At 43.9% G+C, this 12,032-nt stretch carries 10 protein-coding genes and 1 pseudogene; all 11 read left to right on the top strand.

Annotated features, from left to right (window positions below; genetic code table 11):
- Positions 1-27: 27 nt before the first annotated feature.
- A complete protein-coding gene (gene holB / locus HYN46_RS08060; RefSeq protein WP_114898902.1) occupies positions 28-1,068 on the top strand; it encodes a DNA polymerase III subunit delta' in 1,041 nt (346 codons plus the stop codon).
- A gap of 195 nt (positions 1,069-1,263) precedes the next feature.
- A complete protein-coding gene (locus tag HYN46_RS08055; protein ID WP_114898901.1) occupies positions 1,264-2,244 on the top strand; it encodes a VTT domain-containing protein in 981 nt (326 codons plus the stop codon).
- Between the two features lie 158 nt (positions 2,245-2,402).
- Positions 2,403-2,747, top strand: a complete 345-nt coding sequence (locus HYN46_RS08050) for a PilZ domain-containing protein (protein WP_114898900.1) — start codon at positions 2,403-2,405, stop codon at positions 2,745-2,747.
- A 59-nt stretch (positions 2,748-2,806) separates the two neighbouring features.
- A pseudogene (locus HYN46_RS08045) lies at positions 2,807-3,583 on the top strand (TatD family hydrolase); the annotation flags it as partial.
- A gap of 137 nt (positions 3,584-3,720) precedes the next feature.
- A complete protein-coding gene (locus HYN46_RS08040) occupies positions 3,721-4,323 on the top strand; it encodes a TetR/AcrR family transcriptional regulator (protein ID WP_114900680.1) in 603 nt (200 codons plus the stop codon).
- Between the two features lie 3 nt (positions 4,324-4,326).
- Complete coding sequence (locus HYN46_RS08035; protein ID WP_114898898.1) at positions 4,327-4,929, top strand: pilus assembly FimT family protein; 603 nt, start codon at positions 4,327-4,329, stop codon at positions 4,927-4,929.
- Entirely contained in the window at positions 4,929-5,342 is a 414-nt protein-coding gene (gene gspI, locus HYN46_RS08030) for a type II secretion system minor pseudopilin GspI (protein WP_114898897.1), read from the top strand. The genes HYN46_RS08035 and gspI overlap by 1 nt, the downstream gene beginning before the upstream one ends.
- A gap of 7 nt (positions 5,343-5,349) precedes the next feature.
- On the top strand, positions 5,350-6,231 hold the full coding sequence (gspJ, locus tag HYN46_RS08025) for a type II secretion system minor pseudopilin GspJ (RefSeq protein WP_114898896.1): 882 nt from the start codon (positions 5,350-5,352) through the stop codon (positions 6,229-6,231).
- Position 6,232: 1 nt separating this feature from the next.
- The gene (gene gspK / locus HYN46_RS08020) at positions 6,233-7,246 is read left to right on the top strand and encodes a type II secretion system minor pseudopilin GspK (RefSeq protein ID WP_162818124.1); all 1,014 of its coding nucleotides are present in this window, start codon (positions 6,233-6,235) and stop codon (positions 7,244-7,246) included.
- Between the two features lie 196 nt (positions 7,247-7,442).
- Positions 7,443-8,045 carry a 6-pyruvoyl trahydropterin synthase family protein gene (locus tag HYN46_RS08015; RefSeq protein WP_114898894.1) on the top strand — a complete coding sequence of 201 codons (603 nt, stop codon included), beginning with the start codon at positions 7,443-7,445 and terminating at the stop codon, positions 8,043-8,045.
- A 95-nt stretch (positions 8,046-8,140) separates the two neighbouring features.
- A complete protein-coding gene (hrpA, locus tag HYN46_RS08010) occupies positions 8,141-12,031 on the top strand; it encodes an ATP-dependent RNA helicase HrpA (protein WP_114900679.1) in 3,891 nt (1,296 codons plus the stop codon).
- Position 12,032: the final 1 nt, after the last annotated feature.

Below are 12,032 nucleotides of genomic sequence, written 5' to 3'. Positions count from 1 at the left end.
AATTACTTTATGACAGGTTAAACAATCATGGCGAAAGCCCCCGCTAAAGCGAAAGATGAAGAGATTGCTCAAGTCGCACACGAGCAATTACATTTTTTGCCTTTGTTGCCATGGCAACGTGAGGCATGGCATCGCTTGACAGGGCGTATGCCGAATTTACCGCATGGCATCCTGTTGACTGGAGCTGCAGGAACAGGAAAGCGTCGTTTCGCTGAGCATGTCGCAGGTTGGTTATTGTGTGATACGCCAACAGGTGATGGGGCTTGCGGGCATTGTGCAAGCTGTACATGGCTGAAAGTCGGTAATCATCCCAGCTTATTACGTATTTCTCGCGAAGTAGATGCTAAAGGCAAACAAAGTCGCCAAATTAAAATTGATCAGATTCGTGATCTAATGCCATTCGTTCAACAAACTGGGCAGGGGTGGAGGGTCGTTATTTTTGAACCCGCAGAAAGCTTAAATACGGCTGCAGCCAACGCACTACTTAAAACACTTGAAGAACCAGCCCCACGTGTTTTACTGATTCTTGTTGCTGATCAGCCGTTGCAATTACCTGCAACCATTCGTAGTCGCGTGCAACAAATTCCATTGGGACGTATAGAATCAGAGATTGCAATCGAATATGTGCGTGATGAGGTAGCTGTTTCCAAGGAACAAGCAGCATTGTTATTAGGTCTGGCCGGTGGTGCACCTTTAGCAGCAACTGCACTTGCGAATACTGATTCGTTTAAATTACGCGGGCAATGGTTAGCGACATGGCTTGCAATATTAACTGGTCGACGGTCTGTGCTTGATGCTGCTGCTTATTGGCAAAAACAATTACCGATTCAAAATTGGCTTGATTTAGTTCGCCAACTGCTGCGTGATGTGATTGCTGAACATGTGGGACAAGGAAGAATTCAAACCGATTTAGATGCAGCACAGTTTAATCAGCTTGAGAAATTGGTCTCTCTCGACAACTTACTGGATCTCGATCGTTGTGCAGTCAGTCTCATTGCAGGACAAACACAAAATGTGAATGCACAGTTAGTGATGGAAAATATGATGCAACGTCTGGCGATGCAATAAAAATACTTAAGCTGTGCTTATCAATGTTTTATATTTTTTACAAGTTCTGAACTCTTTTAAAATGTTAAAAAAAGAGGACAATACGATCCAGATCACATCTTGTTTATTCCACTAATTTGACAACATGATAATCCCCTTCACTATGATTGAGAATTCAAGCTGTAATCTTATTACTCCTGCGTGAGGAATTTTGCAATGACCACATTGTTTGCACTTTTAACCGAATACGGTGCGCTGGGTGTTTTCCTTGTGGTACTCCTTGTGCAGCTTGGATTACCCATCCCTGTATTGCCGTTATTGCTATTAATGGGTTCATTAGCGATGGCTGATCCACAATTAGGTTTAGCCGCTTTGTTACTTGCCATTGTTGCCTCTTTACTGGGTGATTTTGTCTGGTACTCCGCAGGGCGTCGCTACGGACATCGAATATTGCATCTGCTGTGTCGTATTTCGCTTTCCCCTGATTCTTGTGTACGTCAGTCAGAAACCAATTTTAATCGTTGGGGCGTTGCGACACTGGTGATTTCCAAATTTATACCTGGCTTAGCCACCCTTGCACCTCCTTTGGCGGGAGCACTTGGTTTACGTCGGTCTAGCTTTTTCATCTTCAGTACAGCAGGAGCCGCACTTTGGGCAGGGACATGGCTGGTCGTCGGTGCAATTTTTTATAAGCAAATTAATATCGTCTTGGTCACTATGACTCAGTTTGGCAAAATCGCCATATTCGTTATATTTCTCTTATTAATCACTTATGTCATTTTTCGTTGGTGGCAACGCTATCGAATTAAGCGCTTTGCCCTGCAAACGCGTATTACACCTAAAGAACTTGCTGAACTTCTTAACCAGGAGCAATTGCCGCTCATCTTTGATGCCCGTTCGTCTTTGGTGAAAAGCCTAGACTTAGCGCGTATTACAGGAGCTCGGGCTTTAGACCCTAAAGCATTGGCTGAAACTATTACAGATATTCCTTTTGATCAGGTGATGGTTATTTATTGTTCTTGCCCTAATGATGCTAGTGCCGTTCAAGTTGCTCGGGAACTCAAACGCCGCGGCTATACTCAAGTCAAATCCCTGTATGGCGGGATTGACGCTTGGCGCGCCGAAGGATTTTCCGTTGAATACTATGAAAGTCACGAGCATCAAATGGGACATCTCTTAAATCAGGATACGTTGTAGAACTAAAATCGCAAGAGATGTCGATTAAGCTAGAATTCATCTCTCATCCTACTGAAAATGAATTAAAAGCTCATTTTTTTATACTCAATTCTTAGCACGCAGTCATGCATTCATGGTATTTTGGTGCATGTTCAAAGTTTTAACACAAAGGAGTGTATATGCTGCCCACACGTGCAGGGGGAATCATCAATTATCCCATTCGGGATTTGCAAACGCTATATAGTAGCTACATGCCGTTTGTGCAGGGTGGGGCTTTATTTGTTCCCAGTAATCGAACCTTTCCTCTGGGCGAGGAGGTTTTTGTAGTCGTTACACTACCAGAATCGACAGAGCGCACACCTCTGACTGGTAAAGTAGTCTGGGTCACACATCGCACACAAGGAACACGTCCTGCGGGTTTTGCCTTGCAATTAGCGGGTGAAGAAGGCCAGAAACTCAAAATTTTGATTGAAAAGGCGCTCGCTGGCCTGCTGAACTCTGATCGTCCAACATATACTTTGTAGTATTGTATTTTTGCTTCATGTTGGGTTTAAAGTAGTCTTTTTTAGATAGGGTATTTTTCGTGTTTACCGATTCACATTGTCATCTAAACCGACTTGATTTGACACCCTATAATGGTTCGTTAGAGCGCGCCTTAGACGCCGCACGTTTAGCGGGTGTTACACGCTTTTTAGCCGTGGCGGTTGATTTAGATGACTATGAGATTTTGCTTGATATTGCGAATCATCATACGGATATCGGAATCAGTGTAGGTGCTCATCCTTGTGAGTCTGCTGAGATGCTCACTTTAGCAACGGTCGATACGTTAGTTTCATTGGCTCAAGACCCTAAAGTATGGGCAATTGGCGAGACTGGACTCGACTATCACTATAGTACTGAAAATGCAGAAGTCCAGCGTGAATCATTTTCAAGACATATTGCAGCAGGTCAATTGACGGGGAAACCAGTGATCGTCCATACGCGTGCAGCACGGGCTGATACATTGGGTGTTTTGCGTGAACAACATGCTCTTTTTGGAAAAATCCACGGTGTTCTGCATTGTTTTACAGAAGATTGGGCAACGGCTGAAGGTGCTTTAGCCCTAGGTTATTATGTGTCATTTTCGGGTATTATCAGTTTCAAGAATGCTCAAGACTTAAGAGATGTAGCCATTCGAGTTCCCCTTGATCGTTTACTGATTGAGACAGATAGCCCTTATTTGGCACCCATGCCATATCGAGGTAAATCCAACGAACCTCTCTATTTACCACATGTCGCGCGAGTCCTTGCAGACTTGCACCAAATTTCTGTAGAAAAATTAGCTCAGATCACATCTGACAATTTTGATCGGATGCTGCAGGATGCTCAGGAATCCCTGCAACGTTTAGATAAAATTCATGCAGCACTACAAATGAATAATCATCATTTAAATCAAAGTACACTAGACATATCAATCGTACGAGATAAAGGATTGACTGGATGACTACTGATCGTCAAATAGATCGTCACGCTCAGTTCAGAGCGCGTGAAGCGCAGATTTTTGATATGGCCGAGCAACTTTTACTGGACTCCGGTGAAGGTGGAATGACGCTCGATACGCTAGCGCTACATCTGGATCTGGCTAAAGGGACGTTGTATAAACACTTCCAGAGTAAAGACGAGCTGTACTTGCATCTTATTATTCGCCATGAACAGGCTCTCCTTGATTTATTGCTAGAATCGACAGCAGAATTTCAAGAGTTGCTCATCACCTATATGCGCCATCACTTGGATCAACCACAACGTACAGCACTTTTGCATCAGCTTGAGGAGCGTCTCGCGGCAGGTGGTGTGGGCTTGGGCAGCCTATTCTCCGATTTATATCGAATCAGAAAGCAACGTTTACGCCGCATCGTACCCTTAACAGGTTCTTATTTAGAGAGTATCAATAGTCGCTTAACGACACGTGATTACTTGGCAGCAGTCTGGGCCGTCACGCAAGGCGGGGCCGCAATTTTAAACTCTAGTTTTTACCAACGCTATTTAGGTGAACGTGAAAGCTTGAAGTTAGTATTAATTGAGCAAATGATTACTCTTCCATTTCCGCAAGCATCTCACTAATCAATGCCTAATTTTGATAAACATCAGGGGTACACATCAAAAGAGTCAGGTTTTACTCTGATTGAAGTGATGCTGGTTATCTTGATCGCAGGGATACTGACCACGATGGTGAGTTTATCACTTGGTGGGTCCGAAACCCGTAAACTACTGCAAGAGCGTGAAGAGTTGATTGATTCTATCGCGATCATTCGTTTAGAAGCACAAGATCAAGGACGGATGCTCGGTTTAGTGCCATTTTACCAGACCGCGACAGATCCACCACGTTATGCCGTTGTTCAATTCGATCCCAATGAATCCAATAAAGATAAACGGTGGAAACTTGCTGAAGATTTCAAGATTCATGATTTACCTCCTGGATCAGAGCTAAACATCACGTTATCACAGGACAATGCGCCGCGTAATCAGAATACAGCGCTTGAAAAATTTAAGGTTGACTCAGCTTTGAACCCTCAGCTTATTTGGTTCGGTAATGGTGAAGCAACTGCCGCTCGCTTACAAATTCTTCAAGATGCCAAACCTGTGGGCGATGCTATTGAAGTAACAGCATTAGGCAGGGTCAATAACGACTCATCGGGATCCAATAGTTCAATACATGGTGATCAATAATGTCTTCTGTTTCGATTGTTAAAGCAGAACCGCTGCAAGCAGGTTTTACATTGCTTGAAGTCATGGTCGCTTTAGCCATCTTTGCCGTTGCAGCCGTCGCATTAACGCAGGCGGGTATGGGCTATGTGAATACCGTCAAAAGACTGGAGACTCGAACACTGGCACATTTCGTGGCTATGAATAAAGCAGCCAACATTAATATTAATCAAACATGGCTTGAAGGGAGCGGTGAGGATAACATTGAGGAGCAAGGGCAGCATTGGCTTGTAAGAACCGAAGCATCGACCTTACCATTTTCACAAGATGTACGCCGTGTTCTCATCACCGTTGCACCCGTGGAATCAGGCGCAGACAAATCGGGTAATGCTGTGACGTCTTTGGTTATTTTCATTCAACGTCCAGCAGGGCAGTAGAAGTCTCATGTTCCCTGATTATCAAACTCAAAATCGACGTCATCGTACCCATCCAGCAATGTATTTCGAAAAGGGTTTTACGCTCATTGAGCTCATTGTTGCCATGGCAATATTTGCGGTATTAACGTTAGCTGGTTGGCAAGTCTTTGAAAATCTAATTCAAATGCGTGAAAGGACTGCGATCAAAGCCGAACAGATTAATGGTATTCAAGCCACTTATGAGCAACTGTCACGCGACTTCACGCAAGCAATCCCGCGATCAGCAACGATAGCAAGCAATAAAGAGTCCGCATTGCTTATCCGGGACAATGAGCTCCACTTGACCCGAACAGGTGTCATAGACCCACTACAAATAGGCGTATCGCCATTAGAACGGGTAATCTATTCAGTCCAACAAGGACAACTGATTCGCCAATCCTTTGCACAAGTTGATCAAACGGGCAACCTGATTCCGATCAAAACAGTGATGTTAGATGATGTTTCCGACTGGGCCGTGAGCGCAATCGATGACAGTGCGGATAGAGCCTCGACAACAAGCTGGCCAGTTGGTACGGATGGAACGATTCCCACCTCCTCAGAACCCGAGTCGCAAGCATTCATCAAATTACCTTTGGCAGTGCAAATTACACTGACATCCCATGGTCAGCAACTGAAGTGGTTATTTCCTTTAGTTAAAAACCTACCATCCTCAATGCAAGCCACTCAAAATACAAATGGTGCAGGTGCAAGTGCCGTGGCTCCAACAAATCCACAGAATGATACTAATGCCAATCAAGCGCCGACTACAAATATTAATCAGCCAGAAGATAATCAAAACACTGCACAGACCGCCCCTCAAAATCCCGTAGCGGATAATGCCGTACCAACAACAGGCGGAGGGCGAGATTAAAATGAAACACTCAACTCGCCTTCACTTAAAGGGTAACCAACAAGGGGTTGCATTGCTCACCATTCTACTGATGGTGGTCACTGCAACGATCTTGGCCGTCGGTTTATTGACACGCCAAGATCGTATGCTCCGTGAAACCAGCGTACTTTTACGCCAAGACCAGTCTCTACAATACGCACTTGCTGGGGAAAGTGTAGTAGGGGCAGGTTTAATGCAGAGTGCGAAACTTAATACGGGAGCAGATAGTCTAAAGGATGAATGGGCAAAACCCAGGCCGCCGATTCCGATTGAAGATGCCGTAATTAACGTACGGATCATTGATCAATCCGGCAAGTTTAATCTCAATAATTTATATTTAGCCGCGGATACAGATAAAGCTGCGAACTTGGCATATTTTAAGCGTCTCTTAAAAGAGGTTGGGATTGATCCTGAGGCTGCAAGCGCTGTGCTTGATTGGGAAGACGCCAATGATGAACCCACGGGATCATTGGGTGCAGAAAGTAGTTTTTACCTTGGACAAAATCCGCCTTACCTTGCAGCGAATAGGTTATTTGGACAACCTGAGGAATTACGGAAGGTGCGCGGCTTTGAGGGTGCAAAATATAATTTGATTGCTCCTTATATAACGGCTTTGCCAAGTGCTTCAAAAATTAATGTCAATACCGCACCTGCCGTAGTCTTGGCAGCATTGGATGATAGTTTGACTGTCAATGATATGACTGCATTTGTGACCCAGCGTGCGGGTGCAACAACACCGATCATAAAGAGTGCAGCTGCTTTTCTAAATGATTCGTCTTTTTCAAAAATCCCATTAACACCGCCGGAACAACGTAACAACATACAGAAACTTATTGATGTAAAAAGCAATTATTTCCAAGCTTGGATCAATGTCAACTCAAATGGACGAGAGCGCTTTCTCACCAGTGATTTAGTACGAACATCTCAAAGTGTCACGGCATGGCAACGTAGCTTTGCACCAATCCCTTATTTTTCTGTAAAACCAGGTGGATCATAGTTGTCAATACACCAGCCCAGTCTATGGATTTTTCTGTATGGTTACGACATCGCATCACTTAATCTAATCGGCCTCTTCGTAAAGTGTTCTGAAGGACGTATAATCAACCTCATGGCGCTGCCTTTGAACATTGTTATATCAGTCGCATTCCTATTCTCTAATCGTATGACCCTCAAAATTTAAGCTGTAAAAGATTATGTTGATTCGCAAGTTATTTAAATTTGAAAACGCTCATATCGTGCGTAATTGCACCAGTGATCGTTGCCGCCGGTCAATCCACGGGCATAGTTATCAGGTGGAATTGATCCTAGAGGCACATCGATTGGATCATGGACAAATGGTCTATGACTTTGGATTATTAAAAGGCCAGATTCGCGACATCATTGATAGCTTCGATCACGCCATTTGTTTTTGGAATCAGGATGATGAGGGATATATCGCATCATGTAAGCAATATAGTGCACGTTGGATATCGCTACCGGTTTCTCCTTCGGCTGAGCAATTCTCAAGATTCTTCTTCTTTTTAGCCGATACCATTTTGCGTCAGACTATTACGCATAATGGTGAAGGCGATGTGACGGTCCATTCAGTGATTGTTCACGAAACTGCTACTGGCTATGCCCAATGTTTTCGCGCAGACGTGGAAAATGAACAAATGGGTTTGCTCAAGCTACAGGATTTTGAATTCTCTGAACAAGTGCAAATTGAGTGGGCAGACCCGCAAATGTTTGAAAAAATGAAGCAAGGTCTTACATTTGAAAACCCATTGGTTGAGCATAGTGTAAGAGTAGATGGTTAATGTCAGCTGAAATGAATACAACAATAACGCAACCCACGACAAACTCGTTTGAGACATCTACTACGCCAGATTTTTCTGCAATCCGTCATCTTCCTATGGCCCGTGATCGTCATCGTTTATTGATGCTATTACGAGGGAAACATCAAGATGCAGTGCGTCATGCTGAGTTACTAAAAAAGTCAAATACCGAAGTCTTAGCACGCTATAGCCGCTTACCTAAAATCACCTTAAATCCAGATTTACCCGTGAGTCAATCCGGTGATGAGCTGGTTGAAGCCATACAAAAAAATCAGGTGATTATTGTTGCAGGTGAGACTGGATCTGGAAAAACAACACAGCTCCCTAAACTTGCATTGTTAGCTGGCAGGGGACTAACGGGTCTCATTGGGCATACTCAGCCCAGACGTTTAGCGGCACGAAGTGTCTCGCAGCGCATTGCCGAAGAGCTTGGTGAGCCTTTGGGTAAATCTGTCGGATTTAAAGTTCGCTTTAATGAAACCGGTGATAACGATGCCTTTATTCGTCTGATGACCGATGGAATTCTACTGGCAGAGCTGGCGCATGATCGTTTTCTGACCAAATACGATACGCTGATTATCGATGAAGCGCATGAGCGTAGCTTAAATATCGATTTCATCTTAGGCTACGTGCGCAAGATTCTGCCTAAACGTCCAGACCTTAAAGTGATTATTACCTCTGCAACATTGGATGTGAATCGCTTTAGTCGTTATTTTAATGATGCGCCGATCTTTTCAGTAGAAGGACGAAGTTTCCCTGTTGAGCTTCGTTATCGCCCAATTTCAGAGCTTGCGGTGGGCGGCAGTGATGATGACGCATTCGATGATTTTGAAGAAAATCTTCCTCGAGCCGTTGTTGCAGCCGTAGAAGAATGCTATCAAGATGCCACCACCAAAGGTAATCCTCAGCAAGCCGATATTCTTATTTTCGCCAGTACGGAATCTGAAATCCGTGAGTTGCAAGAGGCACTCACGCGTTATGGGCCAAAGCATACCGAGATATTGCCTTTGTTCGCACGTTTAGCCTTAAATGAACAGCAAAGAATTTTTAATCCATCAGGCAAAGGTCGGCGCATTATCATAGCCACAAACGTCGCCGAAACGGCATTGACGGTTCCTAATATTCGCTATGTCATTGACTCAGGTTTTGCACGAATTTCGCGTTATTCCTATCGCTCTCGTGTGCAGCGCTTACCTATTGAAGCGATTAGCCAAGCGGCGGCAAATCAGCGTAAAGGTCGCTGTGGGCGTATTGCGGCAGGGGTTTGCATCAGATTGTATAGTGAGGCTGATTTTCTAGGACGTCCTGAGTTTACAGAACCTGAGATTAGACGGACTAATTTAGCTTCCGTTATTCTACAAATGGCAAACTTAGGTCTGGGAACGTTTGATGAGTTTGAGTTTATCGAGCCCCCAGATTACCGCTTGGTCAACGATGGAACAAAGTTACTGGTAGAACTTGGTGCGCTGAATGAAGGTGAGACGACACTCACCACTATTGGCCAGCAGATGGCCAAGATGCCAATTGATCCGCGTTTATCTCGTATGATTCTGGCAGGTTCACATTTTGGGGTCTTGCATGACACACTGATCGTGGTGAGTGCATTATCGGTGCAAGACCCGCGTGAAAGACCCGCAGACAAACAAACTCAAGCGGATCAAAAGCATGCGCTATTTAAAGAGAAAGACTCGGATTTTTTGTTCTATACCAAACTATGGAAAGTGCTGGCTGAGCAAAAAGGGGAGTTGACTGAGAATCAACGCCGTAACTTTGCAAAGCAGCATTATTTAAGTTGGCTGCGTATTCGAGAGTGGAAGCAAACACACAAGCAGCTTCTTGAACTAGCAGAGCAGCTCAAGCTTTCATTCAATGAAACGGTAACTACTAATAAGCTGATTGATCAAAAGATCAAAGCTAAGGTGATTGAAGCTCCAGATGAAGATGGATATGTTCGTCCAGCGAACTATGAAAACCTTCACCGCGCTTTGCTCACGGGTTTGCTGTCTTTTGTTGCTCAAAAGACGGACCAAAAAAATGAATATATGGCAGTACGCCAGCAAAAGACACGTATTTTTCCTGCCAGCACTTTAAATCGTGCCAATGCAGCATGGGTCATGTCTTTCGAAATTGTAGAAACTAGCCAAGTATTTATGCGCACACTGGCCAAAATTGAGCCAGAATGGATTATTTCAGCAGCGCGTGGGTTGCTTAAGTATCATTATTTCGAACCGCACTGGGCGAAAAAACCAGGGCTCGTCAATGCTTATGCCCAAATTTCACTATTTGGTTTGATCATTCAAGCCAGACAACTGATTAATTACGAAAAAATTAATCAAACAGAATCGCATGAGATATTTCTGCGTGATGGTCTAGTTACTGGGGAGCTGGGAATAACGCCGCCATTCTTAAAGCACAATTTAAAAATGCTTGAAGATGTACAGCGCGTTGAAGATAAATTACGGCGTCGTGATTTGTTGGTTGACGAAGAAGCGCTGTTTGAGTTTTATCAAGCAAAAGTGCCTGAAACGATCGCTAGTCGTCGCGCTTTTGAAGATTGGCGTGGTGAGGTTGAAAAAACCAATCCTAAATTCTTATGTTTAACAGAAGCCGATATTTTAGCTGGCTCTGTACCTGACACCAATGATTTCCCTGAAAAATGGCAGGTCGGTAAGCTCACTCTCCCTACACGTTACATTTTTGATCCAGCTGGAGACGATGATGGCGCCATTGTCACGATTCCTGTTCAAGCTTTGCCACAGCTGAATGCGAACGCTTTGTCATGGGGAATCCAAGGCTGGCGTTTGGAGTTAGTTGAAGCATTGCTCAAGTCATTGCCGAAAGAACAGCGACGTAAACTTGTTCCTATTCCAGATACCGCAGATGAAATCTATGATCGACTTGATATGGATTCAGGTCAAAGCATTACCGCTGAAATAGTCCGCGTACTAAACATGCAGGATATTAAGCAAAGTAGTTTTGAGGTCTCAAACATCCCGCTGTACTTGCGCCCCTTGATTGAAGTCATTAATGAACGCAAACACGTTGTCGCAAAAGGCCGAGACTTACCTGAATTACAAGCTAAATGTAAATTACTAACCATATCACCGCTCCATCAGAATAGCGATCAGACCGAGAAAAATGGATTAATCACCACGTTCCCTGAGCGTTTCCATTTTGAAAGTAATCGGACAATATCTGGCCTACAAGTAAGTCAATTTCAAGCATTGGTTGTCGATGAAAAAACTGACCAAATTAAGATTCAGATATTCACTGATGAAAAAGCGGCAAGAGAAGCTCATAGACGCGGCGTACTCCACTTATTGTCGTTGCAAGTTGTAGAACAAGCCAAGCAGCTTAAAAAACAACTGCCCAAAGCCTTAATATTAACTTTTGCGCCTCTAGGCAATCAAACGCAACTTGAGAATATGCTGATTCGAGCCACGCTGGATGTGACATTTGCGGAATTGCCACTGACAAGTGAAGAATTTTCAGTAATGATCACTAAGAACAAAGCAAAATTCTTATCCGTTGGGCAACAGGTTCTTAAAGAATTGACAGAGATTTTTGTAGAGTGGCAAGCGATACGTCGCAAAATGATGACACTCGATCAGACAATTTTTGGCATTAATATGGACGATATAGAAGATCAATTGGATGCATTGCACTTGAATGATTTTGTGTATCGTATCGATAATGAACACTGGCGACAGTATCCTCGCTATTTAAAAGCACTTGCCATGCGTATAGAGCGCCTTTCAAACAGCTTAAGCAAAGATACTGATGCTGTTAAAACATTGCGCCCACTGATGGCAAGAATACAGGGTCGTGATAGTGAAACAAAATTGTCAGAATATCGCTGGTTATTGGAAGAGCTACGCATTTCATTATTTGCCCAGCCTATGAAAACGAGAACGCCCGTGTCACCAACGAGACTGGACAAACTCTGGCAAGCAGTTGAAACTAGCTGAT

The organism is Aquirhabdus parva, from assembly GCF_003351745.1.
GTDB classification, from domain to species: domain Bacteria; phylum Pseudomonadota; class Gammaproteobacteria; order Pseudomonadales; family Moraxellaceae; genus Aquirhabdus; species Aquirhabdus parva.
This window is presented reverse-complemented; position numbering and strand designations above follow the sequence as displayed.